This is a genomic window from Actinomycetota bacterium (genome assembly GCA_035640355.1).
Taxonomy (GTDB): domain Bacteria; phylum Actinomycetota; class UBA4738; order UBA4738; family HRBIN12; genus CALGFI01.
The window spans coordinates 1-19447 of record DASQWI010000004.1 but is presented as its reverse complement, the minus strand read 5'-3'; the positions used below and the strand labels follow the sequence as shown (position 1 = coordinate 19447).

The following is a 19447-nucleotide window of genomic DNA, read 5'->3' as shown; positions in this document are numbered from 1 at the left end:
GTGGCTAGCTTGCCGCATAAATGAGGCGCCGGGACGTGGATCGCGTCCCGGCGCCTCGCGCGCTTCGTGAACCTCACGCTGCCAGCGGCAGAACCCTCACGATCGGCTCGTCGCTTGGGAGCTGCACGGCGGCGAGCTCGGACCCGGAAGCGGCGTCGAGCACAGCCAGCCTGTCACCGACCGCTGCGTAGAGGTTCGAGCCATCGAAGGACCCACCGATCGACGACACCACGCCGCCGAGTCGCCACGTGGCGATGACCTCGAACGTGGACGCGTCCAGCGCGGTCACGACCGATCCATCGTCCTCGCCGGTCGCACTCATCGCGTCATCTCCCGCCACCGAGACGAACAACGTTCGTCCGTCAGGGCTGATCCACGCCGAGGTCCGACCGATCGACCCGATGTTCGGCAGCTCGAGCTCGGACGTATCGACCTTGAGCGACCCCGTGTTCATCGCGGCGACCAGTCCCCGACCGGCGTCGACGATGTACAGGTACGCCCCGTCGGGTGTCGTCGCCATCGCCTGCTCGTCGGCCGGTCGGTCCCACATGGCTCTGGGCAGCCCGACACAGTGCGCCCACCCGTCCTCGAGGCTCAGCACGTGGACGAACGAGACGTTCGCATCGCTCGCAACGGGCGCGTCGTGCGGCGCGTATCCAGGGCGCGAGCTCGTGTACAGGGTGTAGAGCTGGTCGGCGTCCGGAGCGAGGAGCTGCGACAGACGCGTGCCGGGCATCCGCTCGGCCGGGCCCTTGAACGGCCCGAAGACCGGCAGGAGCTTCTCGCGGACGAGGTCGAGCACCGTGACGCGATACGCCGTCGGCGTCTCGGCCGGCAGGTGCTGGATCAGGAACAGGCTGTGGTCGTCCGTCGAGAACGCCTCCGGCTCGAAGTTGCCCTCGAGATCGAGCGTGATCGTCTCGTTCACCCCGGTCGGATCGGCCACGACGATCGTGGTCCGGGCGCGGGGGAACGGAACCGACGCATCCCAGCTCTCGGGCAGCGGTTCGGTCAGGGCAACCGCTCGCCCACTCTCGGAGACGATGCGCGCCTCGAAGTCGCCTGGAACCGTGGTCGTCGATTCGAGCACACCGGTTGCCGCGTCGCGCTTCTTGATCGCGGTCTGGCGACCATCGAACGATGTGGACAGAACCCATCCGCCGCCGAGGCTCGACACGGACCCGGGGCCGTCGAACACGACCGAGCCGGTGGGCACTCGAACGACAAGCGGTCCGTCGGGCGTGCCGAGGAAGAGCGTCTCGGCGGTGAGGTCCCTCGCTGTCTTGGTTTCAGTCGGAGTGGTAGGGCCCGTGCACGCCGCTGTCAGCAGCGTGAGCACGGACGCCGTCACGAGCAGCCTGACGCGCATCCCAGCCTCCCGTTTGTCGTGAGGCACTGGTCTCAGTACGCCTCGACCAGAACTACTGCCGGAACGCCGAGAAGGTTCCAGGGAACCGACGCCCGATCCGCTCGGTCTGCCTCGATGAGAAAGCGGATAGCGAGGAGACTGCGATGCGCTTGAGGTTCGGACTCGTGGCGTTGGTGGCGATCGTTCTCATCCTGTCCGCGCAAACGGCCATGGCCGACGGCGGCGCGTACATCGAATTCCGCGGGCCGCGTCCAGGGTCGCACTTCCTTCCCGGCGACGACGCATCGGGAACGGCGTTCGTGGCGATCCCCAAGCGACACGAGGAACTCCTCAACCGTGGGCCGTTCTACGTCTATCTCGTCCCGGGCAACAAATGGATCCAGGAGGGGAAGGCCCTCCCCGAAGGGGTCATCAGGCTCGCCGCGGCGACAATCGAGCGCGACTCAGGAACGACCTTCGAGATCACCACGAGCTTCACGGTGCCCGACGTGCCGGGTGAGTACTACACAATCCAGTTCTGCAACGACCCGTGCACGATCTCTGGCTTCCGCGAGTCGCTCTCGGGACAGATTTCGATCGTGCAGACGCTTCGCGAAGCGAGCCTGCTGAACGAGCAGCAGCGCTTGTACGGCAAGAATTGGCACCTGCGGCGTCAGGTCCGCAAGGCGACCAAGGAGATCGAAGACCTCCAACTGATGATCGATTCGGCCGGGTCGGAGCGGAGCGATCTCATCCAACAGATCGACGACCTCGAGGCAGAGATCATCCGGGATCAACAGGCGCCGGCGGAGATCCGACGCCCGCTCGCCGAGGCGTGGGCACTCGTGGCGCTCGGGATCGCCGTCGTCGTCGCGCTGACCTCCATCGGGCTGGGGATCGTCTTCGCACGTCGGCGTGACGTACACACACCCTTCGTGGTTCCCGACACGATCGCCGAGCTCGACAGGGAGCGCGAGGACACACTCGCCCGAGCCTGACGCTGCTTCCGCACCGGGAAGCGGCTAGTCGAACGACGACATGCGCGCCATGGTGTTTCGGGTACCCTTTCGATCCCCATGGACCGGCAAGGGACGCTGCTCTTGGCCCTCGGCCTGTTGATCGTCGCCGCCGCGGTCGTCTCCGCGAGCGGCTGGATCCTGTTCGTCCGTGACCGTCGCGCGTCCCGCGCCATCACCCCGGAGCATCACGAGGCCATCGAGGGGCACTAGTGCTCGAGGTCCTCGACCTCCGGGATCGGAGGGAGCGGCTCGAGCCCCGGCGCCTCGAGATCGGTCCCGACGTATCCGCCACCGCTCGCGACGCGATCGAACGCGTCCGCCGTGAGGGTGACGCAGCGCTCTTCGATCTGACGCTTCGATTCGACGGTGCCGACTTACGCGAACGCGGCATCGTCGCGACGCCGGACGAGTTCGCCTCGGCATTCGACACCGTTCCGGTGGAGCTTCGCTCGGCGATCGATGCGCTCGTCGAGCGTTTGATCGATCTCCATACACGGCAACTGCCGATCGAATGGCGGGACGAACGCGACGGGGTCCGGTTCGGCGAACGCGTCACGCCGCTCGGAGCGGTGGGGTGCTACGTCCCGGGTGGTCGAGCTGTGTACCCCTCGTCGGTCGCGATGACCGTCGTGCCGGCGTTCGTCGCCGGCGTCAGGCAGATCGTCGTGTGCACGCCGCCGCGCTCGGACGGATCGATCCATCCGCTCGTCATGTACGCGACGAAACGAGCGGGCGCCACGACGGTCGTGAAGGCGGGAGGCGCGCAAGCGATCGCCGCGCTCACGTTCGGAACGAACAGCGTCCCTTCCGTCGACAAGATCGTCGGGCCGGGAAACGCGTTCGTCACCGAGGCCAAGCGCCAGGTTTCCGGCGTGGTCGGCATCGACGGACTGGCCGGCGCGACCGAGCTCGCGATCGTCGCCGGTTCCACGGCGGACGTGCGTTGGCTCGCTGCGGACCTCGTGGCGCAGGCCGAGCACGATCCGGACGCGATCGCCACGTTGGTCGTGCTCGATCCCGATCTCGTCGAGGCGGTCGAGAAAGCGCTCGAGGCGGAGGTGGCCAAGGCGGCGCGTCGAGACGTCGTCGAGGTCGCGCTGGCGAAGGCTCGCGCGGTGATCGTGAAGGACCTGGAGCAGGCGGTCGACGTCGTGAACGACCTCGCGCCGGAACACCTCCAGGTCGCAATCGACGACGCGGCCTCCTTCGTGTCGGCGGTTCGCACGGCGGGCGCGATCTTCGTCGGACCGTTCACGCCCGTGCCGTTCGGCGACTACGGCGTCGCGTCGAACCACGTGCTCCCGACGTCGGGCACCGCGAGGTTCGCGAACGGGCTGCGATCGTCCGACTTCGTGCGCGTGACGTCGGTCGTCGAGATGACCGACGACGCGGCTGCCCGACTTGCGCCCGAGGTCAGCGCCCTCGCGCGGAGCGAGGGTCTTATCGGCCACGCGCGAGCCGTCGAGATCCGCGCCGAGGACGGGGGCAGAACGTGACGACGGCATCGCCGCGACCCGGCCTTCGCGACGTCGAGCCGTACGAGGCGCCGCAGCTCCCCGTTCGAGCGCGGCTGAACACGAACGAGTGTCCGTACCCGCTGCCGAACGGATTCGCGGACGACGTGGCAAAGGCCGTTCGGGAGCTCGAGCTGAACCGCTACCCGGATCGCGACGCGGAGGCGCTTCGCGAGCGCCTGGCCGAGCTCCACGGGCACTCGCTCGAGGGCACCTGGGCGGCGAACGGTTCGAACGAGATCTTGCTGCAGCTGCTCCAGGCGTACGCAGGTCCCGGGCGGCGAGTGCTGGTGTTCGAACCGACCTACGCGGTTCACTCGCGGCTGGCCTGGATCGCGAACGGGGAGCGCGTAGCGCTCAGCCTCGAGGAGCCATGGGTGTTGTCGTCGCGCGACGTCGACGCGGCGCTTGCGGGTGAGGCGGACGTCGTCCTCCTGTGCTCGCCGAATAACCCGACGGGCAACGCGCAGCCGATCGAGATCGTCGAGAAGCTCGCCCGGCGGAGCTCCGCGCTCGTCGTCGTGGACGAGGCGTACGTGGAGTTCGGCGGCGAGAGCTCCGCGCCACTCCTGGACCGCTTTCCGAATATCGTCGTCGTGCGGACGTTCTCGAAGGCGTTCGCGCTCGCCGGCGCGAGGATCGGGTACTGCCTGGCGGCGCGCGCGGTGGTCGAGGACCTCCGTCGCGTGCGGCTTCCGTACCATCTGTCTGCGATCACGCAGGCGGCGGGCCTCGTGGCGCTCGATCATCGCGACGATGCTCTCGACATCCTCAACAGGATCCGCGAGCAGCGCGATCGCATCTCGAAGGAGCTGCCCACGCTCGGGGTCGAGGCCTTCCCCTCCGACGCCAACTTCGTGCTGTTCCGCCCGCCCAGGCCCGCTCGCGATGTGTTCGACGAACTCTTGATGCGCGGAGTGCTCGTGCGCGAGTTCACCGATCTCATCGACGGGTGCCTCCGCGTCTCGGCCGGCACGCCCGACGAGATCGACCTGTTCCTGTCGTCGCTCGACGAGGTGTTGCGATGACCGAACGCCGGGCGTCGGTTGAGAGCAGCACGAAGGAGACCAACGTGCGCATCGAGCTCATGCTCGACGGTTCGGGGACGGCGACTGCCGACACGGGCCTGCCGTTCTTCGACCACATGCTCCAGCAGCTTGGGACCCACGGAGGGTTCGATCTCACCGTCGAGGCGAAGGGAGATCTCGACGTCGACGGCCATCACACGGTCGAGGACGTCGGGCTCGTGCTCGGTCGGGCGCTACGCGAGGCTCTCGGCGACAAACGCGGGATCCGCCGATTCGCGTCGATCACCGTTCCGCTCGACGAGGCGGCGGTCGAGGTGGCGTTGGACCTTTCGGGCCGGCCGTTCGTCGTGTACGAGGTCGACGTTCCGGCGGAGACCATCGGCACGTTCGACTCAGGACTGACCGAGGACTTCGTGCGAGCGTTCGCCACGGCGGCCGAGATGACCGTGCACGTTCGGCTGGTCAGCGGCCGTTCGCCTCATCACGTCGTGGAGGCCGAGTTCAAGGCGCTCGCCACGTGCCTCCGGTGGGCGGTCGCCGTCGGCGACGGCGACGTTCCGAGCACGAAGGGAACGCTCTCCTGAGGACGATCGCCGTCCTCGACTACGGGATGGGCAATCTTCGTTCGGTCGCGCGCGCCGTGGAGCATGTCGGAGGGACCGTCCACGTCACGGAGGACGGCGCGCGAGCCCTGAACGCCGACGGTCTGGTCGTTCCTGGAGTTGGACACTTCGGTGCGTGCATACGGAACCTTCGGGAACGCGGCCTCGACGCGGTGGTGAAGGAGTTCGCGACGAGCGGCCGGCCGACGTTCGGCGTGTGCGTGGGCATGCAGGTCCTGTTCGATGGAAGCGAGGAGGCGCCCGGCGTTCCCGGGATGGGACTGTTCGAGGGCGTCTCGAAGCGTCTCCCGGCCATCGTGAAGGTGCCGCACATGGGATGGAACCGGGTGGTCTGGAGCGAGGAGCATCCGTACGTCCGGGACGTCCCCGAAACGTGGTTCTACTTCGTCCACTCGTTCGCGCCTCCGAGCGGCCCCGGCATTGTCGGCTCGACGCGATACGGTGCGCCGTTCGCCGCCGCCGTCGCGAAGGACAACGTGTTCGCCACGCAGTTCCACCCCGAGAAGTCCGGTCGGTGGGGCTTGAGGCTGTACGAGGAGTTCGTCCGCAACGTCGAGGCGAGCTCAGAACAGAGGGCACGATGATCGTCATCCCCGCCATCGACCTCCGCGGCGGGCGATGCGTTCGCCTGTTCCGCGGCGACGTCGACGCCGAGACGGCCTACGACGACCACCCCGTCGAGATCGCAAGACGCTTCGAGATGGACGGCGCACGTCGGCTCCACGTGGTCGATCTGGATGCGGCGAGGGATGAAGGATCCAACCGGGAGGTCATCAAGGAGATCTGCCGGAACGTCGCGATCCCCGTGCAGCTCGGTGGGGGCATCCGAACGCTCGACGCGATCGACGTGGCCCTCGTGGATGGCGCGGCCCGGGCGATCCTTGGAACCGCCGCCGCGCTGGACCCTGATTTCGTCGCCGGCTCCGTCCGTCGGTTCGGCGATCGCGTGGTCGTCGCCCTCGACGTGCGTGACGGCCGCGTGATGACGCACGGCTGGCGCGAGGACGGACCCTCGCTCGACGACGCGCTGAAGGCGCTCGACGAAGCGAACGCGCCGCGCATGCTCGTCACGTCGATCGTTCGCGACGGAACGATGGACGGACCCGACCTCGACCTGTACCGGCGGACGCTCGAGCTCACCGACAGGCCGGTGATCGCGAGCGGAGGCGTTCGGGTCGCCGACGACGTCTGGGCGCTGCGCCAGATCGGCGTGGAAGCCGTCGTGATCGGCAAGGCGATGTACGCGGGGACGCTGAAAATGCACGAGGTCGTTCGGGGATGACCGTGTCGACGACGCTGGCCAAGCGCCTCGTGCCGTGCCTCGACGTCGACGCCGGCCGCGTCGTGAAGGGCACGCGCTTCGTCGATCTTCGCGACGCCGGTGATCCCGTCGAGCTGGCGGCGCGCTACGACGCCGAGGGCGCCGACGAGCTGGTGTTCCTCGACATCACCGCCACCGTCGAGGGACGTCAGGCGACACTCGACGTGATCGGTCGCACGGCGGAGAAAGTGTTCATCCCGCTCACGGTCGGCGGCGGCGTTCGGAACGAAGAGGACGTGTGGACGTTGCTCCGCACCGGCGCGGACAAGGTGGCGGTCAACAGCGCGGCGGTCCGCGATCCGTCGTTGCTCGCCCGGTGCGCCGAGCGGTTCGGCACGCAGTGCATGGTCATCGCGATCGACGCGAAGCGCCGGAACGGCGGGTGGGAGGTCTACGTCGACGCCGGCCGAACGGCGACAGGCCGCGACGCGGTCCAGTGGGCGGCCGAGGCAACCGAACGCCACGGGGCGGGCGAGGTTCTCCTCACCTCCATGGACCGAGACGGAACCGGGCAGGGATACGACCTCGGTCTTCTCCGCGCGGTGGGCGATGCCGTGAATGTCCCCCTTGTCGCGAGCGGCGGCGCGGGACGGGTCGAGCACTTCGCGGAGGCGCTGACCGACGGCGGCGCCGACGCCGTTCTTGCCGCGTCGAGGTTCCACTTCGAGGAGCTCACGATCGGCGACGTGAAGCGTTATCTCGAGGAGCGTCAGATCCCGGTGAGGACGTCGTGATGGAGACGGTCGCCCTCGACGAGCTCACATTCGACGAGCGCGGGCTGATCCCCGCTGTGATCCAAGACGCGGAGAACGGCGACGTGCTGATGGTCGGGTGGATGAACCGTGCGTCGCTCGACCGGACGCTCGATGAGAAGCGCACGGTTTTCTGGAGCCGGTCGAGACAGGAGCTGTGGCGAAAGGGAGAAACGAGCGGTCACGTCCAGCACGTCGAGGAGATCCGCGTCGACTGCGACGGCGACGTCCTGCTCGTGCGCGTTCACCAGGTCGGCGCGGCCTGCCACACGGGCCAGCGGTCCTGCTTCTTCCGGGGGCTGTAGTGCTGCGCCTCGTCCTGCCGAAGGGCTCACTCGAGCAGCAGACGCTTCGGTTGTTCGAGGAGGCCGATCTTCGCGTTCGGCGCGGATCGGACCGCGACTACCACGGCACGATCGACGACGAGAGGATCGATCGTGTCTCGCTTCTCCGGCCCCAAGAGATTCCTCTCTATGTCCAGGACGGATTGTTCGACCTCGGTATCACCGGTCAGGACTGGATCGCCGAGACGGACGCGGATGTCGAGGTGCTGACGTCCCTCACGTACGCCAAGAGCGGACCTGGCCACGGCACGAGCGTCGTCCTCGCGGTTCCCGCGGATCACCCGGCGAACAGCGCGAAGGAGATGCCGGCGGGCTCCCGGATCTCGACGGAGTTCGTGAACCTGACGAAGCGGTACTTCGACGACCTCGGAATCGACGTTCGCGTGGTCTGGTCGTTCGGCGCGACCGAGGCGAAGGTGCCCGAGATCGTCGACGCGATCGTCGACGTCACGGAGACCGGCAGCACCCTCCGGGCGCACGGGATGAAGGTCATCGAGACGCTGATGACCTCGGAGCCCGTCCTCGTAGCGAACCGTGACGCTGCTGCCGACGCGCCGAAGCGCAGAGCGATGGACGACGTGATCACGTTGCTCCTCGGGGCGATCCGTGCGGAAGGGCGCGTGCTCATCAAGATGAACGTGGGAGATGCCGACCTCGCCGCCGTGATCGACGCCGTTCCGGCGATGAAGTCGCCCACGGTGTCGCGCCTGCAGGAAGGTGGCTACGCGGTCGAGACGGTCGTGGACAAGGATCAGGTGAACCGGCTGATCCCACTCCTCAAGGAACGTGGCGCGACCGACATCCTCGAGATCCCCATCTCGAAGATCGTCCCCTGACCCAAGGCTGTTTGACACGGCCCTGCCGAGTGGGGCAGACTCGCCTCGATGAAGCTTGAGCGGCCATTCAATTTCGCCGCGTTCTTCCGGGTAGCCCTCTCCTAGGGCACCGCCCGGGCCGGCCGAACGGCCTGCTTATGTGCCCACTTCGATCCGCGCCAAGCGCAAGGATCGTTCGACTCGCCGTTCAACGAACGCTTTTCGAAGGAGGCGGGCATGATCGACATCACGCACCAGGAACGTGCTCGTCGTGAAGGGGACAACCTCACGACTCACTGGCGATCGAGCTCTCGGTGGAAGGGCGTCGAACGCCCATACACGGCAGAGGACGTGATCGCCCTCAGGGGCTCCGTCAGCGTCGAGCACTCGCTCGCCCGTCTCGGTGCCGAGCGGCTGTGGTCACTCATGAGGAGCCGCGAGTCCGTGGCCACGCTCGGCGCGCTCACGGGAGGACAGGCCGTCGAGATGGTCAAGGCGGGACTCGACGCGATCTACGTCTCGGGGTGGCAGGTGGCCGCCGACGCGAATGCTGCCGGACACACGTACCCGGATCAGTCGCTCTATCCGGCGAACAGCGTTCCCGCCCTCGTCAGGCGGATCAACAATGCGTTGCTACGCGCCGACCAGATCGCGTGGTCCGAGGGCCACCGGGGGACGTACTGGCTCGCGCCGATCGTCGCGGACGCCGAGGCTGGGTTCGGTGGGCCGCTGAACGCGTTCGAGCTGATGAAGGCGATGATCGAGGCCGGCGCGGCGGGCGTGCATTTCGAGGACCAGCTGGCGAGCGAGAAGAAGTGCGGACACATGGGCGGCAAGGTTCTCGTTCCGACGCGTCACTTCGAGCGGACGGTCGCCGCGGCGCGTCTCGCGTCCGATGTCCTCGGCGTTCCGACTGTCCTCGTCGCCCGCACGGACGCGCTCTCCGGTGCGCTCCTTCAGAACGACGTCGACGAACGAGACCGCGCGTTCCTCACGGGCGAGCGAACCTCGGAGGGGTTCTACCGCGTACGGAACGGCATCGATGCGGCGATCGCGCGCGGGCTGGCGTACGCGCGGCTCGCCGACGTGCTGTGGTGCGAGACGTCCACGCCCGACCTCGACGAGGCGCGCGCGTTCGCGGAGGCGATCCACGCGGAGTTCCCCGGCAAGCTCCTCGCGTACAACTGCTCGCCGAGCTTCAACTGGCGCAAGCACCTGGACGAGGACGAGATCGCGATGTTCCAGCGCGAGCTCGCGGCGATGGGGTACCGGTTCCTCTTCGTGACGCTCGCCGGGTTCCACGCCTTGAACGCGTCGGCGTTCGAGCTCGCGAACGGCTACGCCAGCGAGGGCATGCCCGCGTACGTCCGGCTGCAGCGGCGCGAGTTCGAGCTGGAGGCGCTCGGCTACACCGCCACACGCCACCAGACCGAGGTGGGGACGGGGTACTTCGACCGGATCGCCACGATCGTCTCCGGCGGCGACGCATCCACGCTGGGGCTCAGTGGGTCCACGGAGGAAGCGCAGTTCGAGACGGCGGAGTCACCCGCGCGGCGAGCCGCGACGGCCTAGGCTCGGATCGGCGGCTCGACGTCCGGCGGAGGGCCGGGCGGAGGTTCGGGACTCGGCTGCGGCGGCTGGGGCTCGGGAGAAGGTTCGGGCTGCGGGAACGGCTGCGGCGGTGTCGGTGAGGGCGCCGGCGGACTCGGCTGTGGCGGCGGTGCGGGTCCCGGTTCCGGAGCCGGAGACGGCTGTGGCTCCGGTCGTGGTGGCGGCTGAGGCTGCGGCGCGGGATCCGGCTGCGGCATCGGTTCCGGCTGCGGCAACGGCTCGGGCTGTGGGCTCGGTGGCGGAACCTCGGACCTGATCACGGCTCCACCCCTGTGGTTCCCGGGTCGACGACGTCGTCGGACGTTCGGCGTTCGACGTTGGGATCGTCTCGGGCGGCGTCGACGAGACGGCCGACCTCGACCTCGTGACCACACGTGAACGTCACGACCTCACCGCTCTCCGGTGCCTGCTTCGGCGGATCGACGGGCGGATGATGCTCGTCATACGCGATGTCGGCCAGCACACCGTTTCCGCAGATCGGACAGCGCAACCCTGCCTGGCGCATCGCTTCCACGATGCCGAAAGGTACCCGTGCGGGGAGGACGGAAACCAACCGTTAGCATCCGCGAATGCTGCACGGAGCGATCGCGGCCGCGGTGACGCCGTTACGCGAGGGCGGGTCAGCGGTCGACGACGGGGCGTTCGCCTCGTTCGTGCGGTTCCTCGCCGACGGCGGCGTCGACGGCGTGCTCGCGTGCGGGACGACCGGCGAGGGAATCCTGTTGTCCGTCGATGAGCGCAAGCGCACGGCGGAGCGCTTCGTCTCCGCACGCCCCGACGGCTTCCTCGTCGCGGTCCACGCCGGTGCCCAGACGACGGATCACACCGTCGCGCTGTCCACGCACGCGAAGGAGATCGGGGCGGACGCCGTCGCGGTCATCGCTCCGCCGTACTTCCCGCTCGACGATGAGTCCTTGTTCGAACATCTCCACGCCGCTGCCGATGCGTGCGCCCCGCTGCCGTTCTACCCCTACGAGTTCGAGGCGCGCTCCGGATATCGGATCTCGGTCCCCGTGATCGAGCGCCTCAGCGACACGACCACGAATCTCGCCGGGCTCAAAGTGTCGGATCGGCCGTTCGACAACGTTCGTACGTATCTGATCGACGGGCTCGATCTGTTCGTGGGGTCCGAACCGCTCGTCCTCGAAGGGCTGGGAGAGGGCGCCGCCGGTGCCGTCAGCGGACTGGCCACGGCGTTCCCCGAGATCGTCTCGGCGCTGGTGCACGAACGGAGCGCCGAGGCGGGCAAGCATGTGACGACGCTCCGCGAGTTACTCGCGCCGCCGATGCCGTTCATCTCTGCGATGAAGGAGGTCCTCGGCGCTCGTGGAGTGCCGGTTCGGCCGGACGTCCGCGCGCCACTTCGCCAACTCACGCCGGTCGAACGCGAGGGCGCCCTCGCCGCCGCACGGCGCGTGGGCGCCCTCGCTTGAGCGAGCCTCAGTCCTTTGCTCGACGCGCCTCAGAGATCCCTCGGAGCGCGATCAACGCACCGACGACGTAGATCCCCGTTGCGAGGTAGATCAGCCCGAGGTGCCCGAGCGTGTCGAACGAGTTCGGGTAGTGCGCGGGGAGCGCCACGGCCAAGCCGACGACGGGCGCCAGCACTGCGCCTACCCACGCCCACACGTCTCCTCGCCTGACGTACCGCAGCAGGAACAGCACTGCCACGCCCGTCGCGGCGATGAACCCGGACACCGCGATGTGCAGATGCCCGATGTAGTGGAACAGCGCCGGGCTAAAGGCGGCGATCTCGTCCTTGCCCACATCCACCTCGTTCGGGCCGATGCCGAGCTCCAGGAACGAGTCGGTGAAGTTCCTGACAAGGAACAACACTGCGTACCCGATGAACCCGACCGCCGCCGCGCCCATGATCCACGTGCCGACCCGCATGTACTGCTCCACGCCACGTTCGCTCGAGCGCCGAGCCGCGATGGTGGCCACCGTTGCATCCCCCCTTTCGGGATGAGAGGTCCCTTTCGCCCACAACGACGCATGCGCTAGCCGACACATTGCGTTTTCGGACCGATGCAATAAGTTCCGCTCGGCCGGCGTCCCTTCCTTCGAGAGGCGATGTGAGGACGTGGCCCGTGGGCTGGAGTACCTGGTGGGTGACATCCGGAACGTCGCGGCGTCGAAGGAGGCGTTTGAGCGACTGGCCCGCGCGCAGCTGCCCCGGCTGTATTCGCTTGCGCGGCGTCTCAACGATCGCGGGGCGGAGGACCTCGTCCAGGAGTGCCTGCTTCACGCGTTCCGCTCGTACAAGACGCTCGACGACGCGGACGCGGGCGGCGCCTGGCTCCAAACCATCCTCGTCAACGTTTTCCGCGACCGCCTGCGGAAGGAAGCGAGATCGGTGAGCGAGATCGCGGTCGACGACGTTGAGGACTTCTCGCTGTACCGCACCGTTGCCGAGGAGGACCCGTTCCCCTACTCGGACACGCTCCACCTCGACTTCCTCCGCTCGTTCGGTCCGGAGGACGTCCGGGCGGTGCTCCACCGACTCCCCGAGATCTACCGCGTGCCCCTCGTGCTCCGATACATCCAGGGGTACGCAACGAAGGAGATCGCGCGTCTGCTCGCCGCGCCGATCGGGACCGTGCTCGCCCGCCTTCACCGAGGAAGGAAGCTCTTCGAGCGCGAGATGTGGGCCTACGCGTCCGAGACGGATCTGCTCAGCACGGAGAGCGGGTCGTGACCAGCACCGACAGGATGATCTCGTGCTCTGAGGCGGTTCGGAGGTTGTGGGACTTCCTCGACCGGTCCCTGTCCGCGGACGACGCGGCGGCCGTCGAGAACCATCTGGCGTTTTGTCGCCGATGCTGTGGGGAGCTCGAGTTCGCGAACGAGCTTCGCGCATTCCTCCGCTCCCACGAAGTGGAGGAGATCCCCGTGGACGTCAAGATCCGGCTCGAGGCATTCCTGGAGGAGCTCTGACGGAGGAGCGATGAGCACCGAGGACCTGCTGTTCCAAGACGAGATCAAGAACGTCGTTCGCTCCGTCTATCAGGAGATCCCCACGGGCGGCGGCGAGGACGTCGCGACGAAGCTGTACGCAGCCGAGGAGCTCGACGAGGTGCCGGCCGGCGCGGTGACGTGGGCGCTCGGCGTTGGCAACCCGGTTCGTCACGCCGGTCTGACCTCTGGAGAGACCGTCGTCGACCTGGGATCCGGCGGGGGCATCGACTCGATCCTCGCGGCGAGGCGCGTCGGACCGACGGGCAGGGTCATCGGCGTCGACTTGCTCGACGAGATGGTGGAGCGCGCTTCGGACAACGCTCGGTCAGCAGGTGTCGCCGACTGGACGGAGTTCGTCCGCGGGGAGATGGAGGACCTCCCGCTTCCGGATACCTCCGTGGACGTCGTCATCTCGAACGGCGTGATCAACTTGTCGCCGCGGAAGAGTCGCGTCTTCGCCGAGATCTTCCGCGTTCTGCGGCCCGGTGGCCGGATGTGCGTTTCAGACCTCACCGTCGAGGACGATCTTCCGCCCGAGATCATGACGAGCGACGCCGCATGGGCTGGGTGAGTGTCGGGTGCCCTGGCGGAGCGTGCCTTCGCCACGAAGCTTCGAAAGGTCGGATTCGCCGACGTCTGGATCGGCGAGAAGGTGCCGTACGGCATCGATCAGGCGGCGCTCTACCCGCTGTTCACCACTGAGCTCGTCCAGCTGATGCGCCGGCTCATCCCGCAGCAACGACAGGATCGCGTGGCCATCAGCGTGATCGTCAAGGCGCAAAAGCCGTAGACGCACGGCGGCCTTTGACACCGCATGCCCTAGTCGCCGAAGACGAGGGCGCTGATCTCGCTCAGGTGAGCGATGGTCGGCCCGGTCCATTCTTCCGCTTCGGGGCGGAGCGCCTCCATCTCGGCCTCCGCGGGGTCGCTGATCAGCACGGCGTACATGCCGACCGACGACGCGCCGGTGAGCTCGGCGTAGGCGCCGTCGCCGACGTACAGGCACGCGTTCGATGCGACGTGCAACCGTTCGGTTGCCGCGAGGTAGATCTCCGGCTCGGGCTTGCGCAGTCCGACCTCGCACGAGAAGACCTCGACGTCGATCAACCCGGCGAGCGCCGACGCCCGCCACAGCGTCGGAGTATCCGGCGCGCACATGCTGATCATTGCGGTCGGTATGTCCCCTTCCTGGAGCTCGCGAAGGATCTCCTCGGCGCCCGGCCTTGGCACGAACCACTTGCGGTACAGCTCCGCTCGCGCCTCGAGCGCCTCGGCGACTTGCGCGTCCGTCGGCCACGCGCCCGCGCGCGCCGCCACGGTTCGGAGGTTTTCGTCGATGGCCCCCGCCGCGCCGGTCTGGCGATCGATGGCGGTCGCGTGCCACGCGCCGGCGAACGCCTCGGGTTCGGCCTCCAGAACGGCCGCTGTGGTCTCCAGCCACTCGTCCCAGTCCACGCGGGGGAACTCGTACACCAGCGTTCCGAACAGGTCGAAGACAACCGCGGCGAACCCGCTCACTCCCGCTTCCATTCCCGGTCGAGCAGCCCGTACACGACGAGGTCGTGGTAGCCGAGCGACGTGCGGCCGGCCTCCCGCATGACGCCCTCTTCGGTGAACCCGAGCCGTTCGGGGATGGCACGGCTCCGAGCGTTGTTCGGTGCCGCTCTGATCGTCACTCGATGAAGACCGAGCTCGCCGAACGCGCGGTCGATCAGCGCCCTGCACGCGCGCGTGACGAGCCCGCGCCCCTCGTGGGTCGACGAGATCCAGTAGCCGATCTCCGTGTCCCCGTGCAGCTCCACCGGCCGCATTCCGATCCCGCCGACGTACGCGCCGTCGACGAAGATCCCGAGCGCGTCCAACCCATCCGTCGCGATGTTCGCCTCGATGAACGAGCGCGTGGTCTCGACCGAGGCACCTTCGGCCCACGGCATCCACGGCTGGAGGCGTTCGCGCTCGCTCCCCACGATCGCGTAGATCTCCTCGGCGTCGGCGGGTTCGAGCTTCCTGACCTCGACGCCGTCACCGAGGTCGAGGAACGGCGTGCTCACCTCACCCGCGCGCGCTCGTCGCGGACGCCCTCCGACGCTCCTCCTCCGACAGCACGCGACGGAGGACCTTGCCGATCATCGTCTCGGGGAGCGACTCGCGAATCTCGAGCTGCTTCGGAACGCGGTAGGCCGTGAGTCCGTTCCCGGGATCGCGTGCCCAGTCGAGGATCTCCTGGGGCGTCGCGTGCTCGCCCTCCCTCAGCACCACGAACGCCTTCACGGCCTCGCCCGTGCGTTCGTCGGGAACGCCGATGACAGCGGCCTTGACGATCTTCGGATGACGGTAGAGCGCGTCCTCCACCTCGTTGGGATACACGTTGAACCCGGAGACGATGATCATCTCCTTCAGCCGGTCGACGATGCGGAAGTACCCGTCCTCGTCCATCGTCGCGACGTCGCCCGTGTGCAGCCATCCGTTCCGGATGGAGAGCGCCGTCTCTTCGGGGCGGTTCCAGTATCCGAGCATCACTTGCGGACCCTTCACACACAGCTCACCGCGTTCGCCCGCGGCGAGCTCTCGGTCCGGGTCATCGAGGTCCACGATCCGGCAGTCCGTGTCGGGCATCGGAAGCCCGATCGAGCCGACCTTACGAACGCCCTTCAGGGGGTTCGCGTGCGTTACCGGCGAAGCCTCGGTGAGCCCATAGCCCTCGACGAGGACCGCGCCATGCGTGATCTGGGCGAACTTCTCGGCGACGGCCGCGGGGAGCGGGGCGGCCCCCGAGATCGACGCCGTCACCGAACGAAGGTCGAGCTTCGTCGCGAGTGGGGAATCGTTCAGCGCGGCGAAGAACCGTGGGACGCCCGGCACGAACGTCGGCTTCTCCTTGTCGATCTCCTCCATCACCAGGTGAAGGTCGCGGGGGTTCGGGATGGGGATGAGCTTGCCCGCACGGAGGATGGCCACGTTCATCACGAGCATGCCGAACGAGTGGAAGAACGGGAGCGAGCCGAGCAGCGCTTCGTTCCCTTCGCCGATGCTCAGGTACGAGGCGCCCTGCATCGCGTTCGCCACGAGGTTCCGGTGCGAGAGCATCGCGCCCTTGCTGACGCCGGTCGTTCCCCCGGTGTAGATGAACCCCGCCGGTTCGGTCTCCGGATCGACCTGCGCGGCGAGCGGAACCGGGCCGGCCGCGTTCATCCATGCCTCCCACCACAGCACACGCGCGCCCTTCGGCACCGGAGGCCACGGCTTGCCCTGAGAGCGCTGCGTCTTGCGGAACTTCACGAGCGGCGCGAGCTGTCGCTTGGGAAACGACATGTAGTCGTTCAGGCGCGCGACCACGACGGGCTCGAGGCCGACCGTCTTGAACACGTCGGCGAAGTCGTGATGGAGGAGATCGAGCACGATGGCCACCTTGGCGCCGGAGTCGCGGAGTTGGAACTCCATCTCCCGCTTCGTGTACAGGGGGTTGTTGCCGACCACGATCGCGCCGAGGCGCATCGTCGCGTAGTACGCGATCAGGTACTGCGGGCAGTTCGGCATCACCAGCGCCACGCGGTCGCCCCGGCCGACGCCGAGAACGGCGAGCGCGGCCGAACAGCGCTCGGTCTCGGCGAACAGCTCCGAGAACGTCAGCTTGCGGCCGAACCAGGCAATGGCCGTCGCGCGCGGGTACTTCCTCGCCGACGCCTCGAGCATGCCGAACACCGAGATGCGTGGGTACGGCTCGAGGGTCCGCGGGGCATCCGGCGGGTAGCTCCTGAACCACGGACGGTGACTGGCCATGGCGGGCATCATTCCATCTGCATGGACGAGGTGCGCGCCGCCGCAGAGGCGGCCCTGCCGCAGGTCGACGGGACGATCCGTCTCTCGGGCCTGCAGGATCCGGTCGAGGTTCAGCGCGACTCCTGGGGCGTCCCGTCGATCTTCGCCGCGTCGCTCGACGACCTTTGGTTCGCGCAAGGGTTCGTCACGGCCTCGGACCGGCTGTTCCAGATCGACGCGGCGCTACGCGCCGCCAACGGGCGGCTGTCGGAGGTCTTCGGCGACCTGACGGTTCCGCAGGATCGGTTCGCCCGCGTCCTGGGGTTCAACCGGCTCGGTGTGCAAGAGGCCGAACGGTGGACCGAGCGGTCGAGGTCGATGGTGACGCGGTTCGTCGAAGGCGCCAGGGCGTTCGTGGCATCCTCGCCGGCGCCGCCGGTCGAGCACGCTCTGCTGGCGTTCGCGCCGGAGCTGCCGACGGACCTCGGGTCGTGGGCGGCGGGCCTTGCGTTCGTCGCGTGGGGACTCTCAGGGAACTGGGACCGCGAACTGCTCCGCGTCCATCTCGCGGAGCGCTTCGGCCGGGACGCCGTCGGAGCGCTGCTGCCGCCCTCGCCGTCGGATCCGCCGAACGTGCTCGCCGGCGGTCTGGCCGGCCGGTTGCTCGATGCGCTGCCGCACGTCGGTGGCCAGGGCTCGAACGCGTGGGTGGTCAGGGGATCTCGGACGGAAAGCGGTAAGCCGCTGCTGGCGAACGATCCTCACCTGCTCGTCCAGCAACCTGCCGCGTGGTTCGAGCTCGAGCTCCATGCGCCCGGCTACGACGCGCGTGGCGTGGCGTTCCCGTTCGCGCCAGGGATCGTGATCGGGGCGACACCGCACCACGCGTGGGGCATCACGAACGTGAGCGGGGATGTTCAAGACCTGTCCGAGGAGCGGCTGAACGAGGATCGTTCGGCGGCCGAGTTCGATGGCGCGTGGGAACCCGTCGTCGTGCATCGCGAGGAGATCGCCGTTCGGGGCGGCGACCCGGTGATCGTCGACGTTCGCGAGACACGGCACGGTCCGCTCCTCGAGGTCGAGACGGTCGGCGTGTCGAACATCGAGTACGTGCCGCTCGATCGTGCGTACGCGTTGCGATGGACGGCGACCGAAGGGCTGTTGGAGCCATCGGCCCTCGTCGACGGCGCGAACGCTGAAAGCTTCGAGGAGTTCCGCAAATCGTTGCGCGGGCTGTCGTGTCCGGGACAGAACGTCGTGTACGCCGACGTGAACGGGACGATCGGATATCAGCTCACGGGCCTGTATCCAATACGGCGGAACGGCGACGGCACCGTACCCGTGCCGGGATGGACGTCGGAGCACGAGTGGGATGGGTTCGTTCCGTACGAGGAGCTGCCGTGGTCGAAGAACCCCGAGCGCGGCTACCTCGTTACGGCGAACAACCGTCCGCACGACGACGCGTATCCGCATCTGATCGGGCACGACTTCCACACCTCGCATCGCGCTCGCCGGATCGTGGAGGTGATCGAGGCGACCGAGAAGACGAGCGTCGACGACGCCGCGGACCTCCAGGTCGATACCGAGTCGATCGCGGCACGCGAGCTCGTTCCACGCCTGACGGCGTTCGAGCCGTCCAGCGACGACGATCGGTGGGCGCTCGAGCTGCTGCGCGCGTGGAAGGGCGATCAGCGGGCGGACTCCGTCGCAGCGGCGGTGTTCAACGCTTGGGTGTCGCGGATCGCCTGGATCGTCCTCGATGCGGAAACGAACCGAGCGGCGCACGACCGGTACTTCGCACGGCGCGAGGCGTTCGTCTGTCGTGCGCTCCTCCAACTCCTCGAGGACGACGTCCCGGCATGGATCGCCGGTGGTTACTCGAGCTGGGCGGAGCTCCTACGCGTTGCGCTCCGCGAGGCGCTCGCGGTTCTGGAAGCCGACCTCGGTGTGGACAGAGCGGCGTGGAGATGGGGAGCCGTTCATCGCGTTCGGTTCGCCCATCCGCTCGCCCGGATGCCGGGTCTTGGGGCGCTGTTCGTCGCCGCGGAGCGGGAACTCGGCGGCGACGAACAGACCGTCCTTCAGGCGAGTTTCGACGCACGGCTGGGGTTCGACGTCGTCGTCGCGCCGTCGTGGCGACTGGTCGTGGACCTCTCGGACGTCGAACACCCACGGTCCGTGCTGCCGACGGGTCAGTCCGGGAATCCGGCGTCATCGCAGTGGAACGATCAGGCTTCGCTGTGGGTCTCCGGCGAGCTCAGGCCCGCGCGCGCCTCTCGCGACGCCGGCGGGGTGACGACCCTCCGGCTCGAGCCCGACGGGTAACATCGCCGATCATGCCTAAGTCTCGCCAAC

Annotated in this window: 22 protein-coding genes and 1 pseudogene; 17 read left to right on the top strand and 6 right to left on the bottom strand. The window is 68.0% G+C overall.

The genetic code is table 11. From position 1 onward, the window contains the following. Positions 1-73: 73 nt before the first annotated feature. Positions 74-1369: a hypothetical protein gene (locus tag VFA08_01640; protein HYZ12295.1), complete on the bottom strand. Its 1296-nt coding sequence runs from the start codon at positions 1367-1369 to the stop codon at positions 74-76. Between the two features lie 143 nt (positions 1370-1512). Here VFA08_01640 and VFA08_01635 point away from each other — a divergent pair, with 143 nt between their 5' ends. The 11 genes and pseudogenes from VFA08_01635 (at position 1513) to aceA (ending at position 10336) form a co-directional block, all read left to right on the top strand. After that, on the top strand, positions 1513-2346 hold the full coding sequence (locus VFA08_01635; protein HYZ12294.1) for a hypothetical protein: 834 nt from the start codon (positions 1513-1515) through the stop codon (positions 2344-2346). A 78-nt stretch (positions 2347-2424) separates the two neighbouring features. Then, positions 2425-2577: a hypothetical protein gene (locus VFA08_01630; GenBank protein HYZ12293.1), complete on the top strand. Its 153-nt coding sequence runs from the start codon at positions 2425-2427 to the stop codon at positions 2575-2577. Then, positions 2577-3863 (top strand): histidinol dehydrogenase, encoded by a 1287-nt coding sequence (gene hisD, locus VFA08_01625; protein ID HYZ12292.1) that lies wholly within the window; start codon positions 2577-2579, stop codon positions 3861-3863. Before VFA08_01630 ends, hisD begins: the two co-directional genes overlap by 1 nt. Next, positions 3860-4909 carry a histidinol-phosphate transaminase gene (gene hisC, locus VFA08_01620; GenBank protein HYZ12291.1) on the top strand — a complete coding sequence of 350 codons (1050 nt, stop codon included), beginning with the start codon at positions 3860-3862 and terminating at the stop codon, positions 4907-4909. Before hisD ends, hisC begins: the two co-directional genes overlap by 4 nt. Continuing rightward, positions 4906-5493: an imidazoleglycerol-phosphate dehydratase HisB gene (gene hisB / locus VFA08_01615; protein HYZ12290.1), complete on the top strand. Its 588-nt coding sequence runs from the start codon at positions 4906-4908 to the stop codon at positions 5491-5493. Before hisC ends, hisB begins: the two co-directional genes overlap by 4 nt. After that, positions 5436-6116, top strand: coding sequence for an imidazole glycerol phosphate synthase subunit HisH (gene hisH / locus VFA08_01610; GenBank protein HYZ12289.1), 681 nt, complete (start codon positions 5436-5438; stop codon positions 6114-6116). The genes hisB and hisH overlap by 58 nt, the downstream gene beginning before the upstream one ends. Then, on the top strand, positions 6113-6814 hold the full coding sequence (hisA, locus tag VFA08_01605) for a 1-(5-phosphoribosyl)-5-[(5-phosphoribosylamino)methylideneamino]imidazole-4-carboxamide isomerase (GenBank protein HYZ12288.1): 702 nt from the start codon (positions 6113-6115) through the stop codon (positions 6812-6814). The genes hisH and hisA overlap by 4 nt, the downstream gene beginning before the upstream one ends. Continuing rightward, positions 6811-7587 (top strand): imidazole glycerol phosphate synthase subunit HisF, encoded by a 777-nt coding sequence (gene hisF / locus VFA08_01600; GenBank protein HYZ12287.1) that lies wholly within the window; start codon positions 6811-6813, stop codon positions 7585-7587. The genes hisA and hisF overlap by 4 nt, the downstream gene beginning before the upstream one ends. Next, positions 7587-7907 (top strand): annotated as a pseudogene (hisI, locus tag VFA08_01595) (phosphoribosyl-AMP cyclohydrolase). The gene hisF and the pseudogene hisI overlap by 1 nt, the downstream one beginning before the upstream one ends. A 2-nt stretch (positions 7908-7909) precedes the next feature. Then, a complete protein-coding gene (hisG, locus tag VFA08_01590) occupies positions 7910-8785 on the top strand; it encodes an ATP phosphoribosyltransferase (GenBank protein ID HYZ12286.1) in 876 nt (291 codons plus the stop codon). Positions 8786-9001: 216 nt separating this feature from the next. Next, positions 9002-10336 (top strand): isocitrate lyase, encoded by a 1335-nt coding sequence (gene aceA / locus VFA08_01585; protein HYZ12285.1) that lies wholly within the window; start codon positions 9002-9004, stop codon positions 10334-10336. Positions 10337-10631: 295 nt separating this feature from the next. Here aceA and VFA08_01580 read toward each other — a convergent pair whose 3' ends face one another. Further along, complete coding sequence (locus VFA08_01580; GenBank protein HYZ12284.1) at positions 10632-10880, bottom strand: hypothetical protein; 249 nt, start codon at positions 10878-10880, stop codon at positions 10632-10634. Between the two features lie 64 nt (positions 10881-10944). Here VFA08_01580 and VFA08_01575 point away from each other — a divergent pair, with 64 nt between their 5' ends. Then, entirely contained in the window at positions 10945-11808 is an 864-nt protein-coding gene (locus tag VFA08_01575) for a dihydrodipicolinate synthase family protein (protein ID HYZ12283.1), read from the top strand. 7 nt (positions 11809-11815) lie between these two features. Here the strand turns inward: VFA08_01575 and VFA08_01570 are convergent, their stop codons facing one another. Continuing rightward, entirely contained in the window at positions 11816-12319 is a 504-nt protein-coding gene (locus tag VFA08_01570; GenBank protein HYZ12282.1) for a hypothetical protein, read from the bottom strand. Between the two features lie 139 nt (positions 12320-12458). On the opposite strand from VFA08_01570, the gene VFA08_01565 reads away from it, so the two are divergent. The 4 genes from VFA08_01565 to VFA08_01550 are packed head-to-tail and all read left to right on the top strand — an operon-like array spanning position 12459 to position 14123. Continuing rightward, a complete protein-coding gene (locus VFA08_01565) occupies positions 12459-13073 on the top strand; it encodes a sigma-70 family RNA polymerase sigma factor (protein ID HYZ12281.1) in 615 nt (204 codons plus the stop codon). After that, entirely contained in the window at positions 13070-13312 is a 243-nt protein-coding gene (locus VFA08_01560; GenBank protein ID HYZ12280.1) for a zf-HC2 domain-containing protein, read from the top strand. Before VFA08_01565 ends, VFA08_01560 begins: the two co-directional genes overlap by 4 nt. Before the next feature lie 10 nt (positions 13313-13322). After that, positions 13323-13904, top strand: a complete 582-nt coding sequence (locus VFA08_01555) for a methyltransferase domain-containing protein (GenBank protein HYZ12279.1) — start codon at positions 13323-13325, stop codon at positions 13902-13904. Then, a complete protein-coding gene (locus tag VFA08_01550) occupies positions 13905-14123 on the top strand; it encodes a hypothetical protein (protein HYZ12278.1) in 219 nt (72 codons plus the stop codon). A 29-nt stretch (positions 14124-14152) separates the two neighbouring features. Here the strand turns inward: VFA08_01550 and VFA08_01545 are convergent, their stop codons facing one another. The 3 genes from VFA08_01545 to VFA08_01535 are packed head-to-tail and all read right to left on the bottom strand — an operon-like array spanning position 14153 to position 17113. After that, positions 14153-14851: an HAD-IA family hydrolase gene (locus tag VFA08_01545; protein HYZ12277.1), complete on the bottom strand. Its 699-nt coding sequence runs from the start codon at positions 14849-14851 to the stop codon at positions 14153-14155. Next, positions 14848-15384: a GNAT family protein gene (locus VFA08_01540; GenBank protein HYZ12276.1), complete on the bottom strand. Its 537-nt coding sequence runs from the start codon at positions 15382-15384 to the stop codon at positions 14848-14850. Before VFA08_01540 ends, VFA08_01545 begins: the two co-directional genes overlap by 4 nt. Before the next feature lies 1 nt (position 15385). Then, complete coding sequence (locus VFA08_01535) at positions 15386-17113, bottom strand: long-chain fatty acid--CoA ligase (GenBank protein ID HYZ12275.1); 1728 nt, start codon at positions 17111-17113, stop codon at positions 15386-15388. A gap of 21 nt (positions 17114-17134) precedes the next feature. Between VFA08_01535 and VFA08_01530 the strand changes: the two genes are divergently transcribed. After that, entirely contained in the window at positions 17135-19417 is a 2283-nt protein-coding gene (locus VFA08_01530) for a penicillin acylase family protein (protein HYZ12274.1), read from the top strand. Positions 19418-19447: the final 30 nt, after the last annotated feature.

What these genes read in the sequence shown, in the direction of transcription:
- VFA08_01635 (HYZ12294.1), top strand. Translation starts at nt 1,513, where the DNA reads ATGCGCTTGAGGTTCGGACTCGTGGCGTTGGTGGCGATCGTTCTCATC.
- hisA (HYZ12288.1), top strand. Translation starts at nt 6,113, where the DNA reads ATGATCGTCATCCCCGCCATCGACCTCCGCGGCGGGCGATGCGTTCGC.
- hisF (HYZ12287.1), top strand. Translation starts at nt 6,811, where the DNA reads ATGACCGTGTCGACGACGCTGGCCAAGCGCCTCGTGCCGTGCCTCGAC.
- hisB (HYZ12290.1), top strand. Translation starts at nt 4,906, where the DNA reads ATGACCGAACGCCGGGCGTCGGTTGAGAGCAGCACGAAGGAGACCAAC.
- VFA08_01530 (HYZ12274.1), top strand. Translation starts at nt 17,135, where the DNA reads ATGGACGAGGTGCGCGCCGCCGCAGAGGCGGCCCTGCCGCAGGTCGAC.
- aceA (HYZ12285.1), top strand. Translation starts at nt 9,002, where the DNA reads ATGATCGACATCACGCACCAGGAACGTGCTCGTCGTGAAGGGGACAAC.
- VFA08_01535 (HYZ12275.1), bottom strand. Translation starts at nt 17,113, where the DNA reads ATGGCCAGTCACCGTCCGTGGTTCAGGAGCTACCCGCCGGATGCCCCG.
- VFA08_01575 (HYZ12283.1), top strand. Translation starts at nt 10,945, where the DNA reads ATGCTGCACGGAGCGATCGCGGCCGCGGTGACGCCGTTACGCGAGGGC.
- VFA08_01555 (HYZ12279.1), top strand. Translation starts at nt 13,323, where the DNA reads ATGAGCACCGAGGACCTGCTGTTCCAAGACGAGATCAAGAACGTCGTT.
- VFA08_01630 (HYZ12293.1), top strand. Translation starts at nt 2,425, where the DNA reads ATGGACCGGCAAGGGACGCTGCTCTTGGCCCTCGGCCTGTTGATCGTC.
- VFA08_01580 (HYZ12284.1), bottom strand. Translation starts at nt 10,880, where the DNA reads ATGCGCCAGGCAGGGTTGCGCTGTCCGATCTGCGGAAACGGTGTGCTG.
- VFA08_01640 (HYZ12295.1), bottom strand. Translation starts at nt 1,369, where the DNA reads ATGCGCGTCAGGCTGCTCGTGACGGCGTCCGTGCTCACGCTGCTGACA.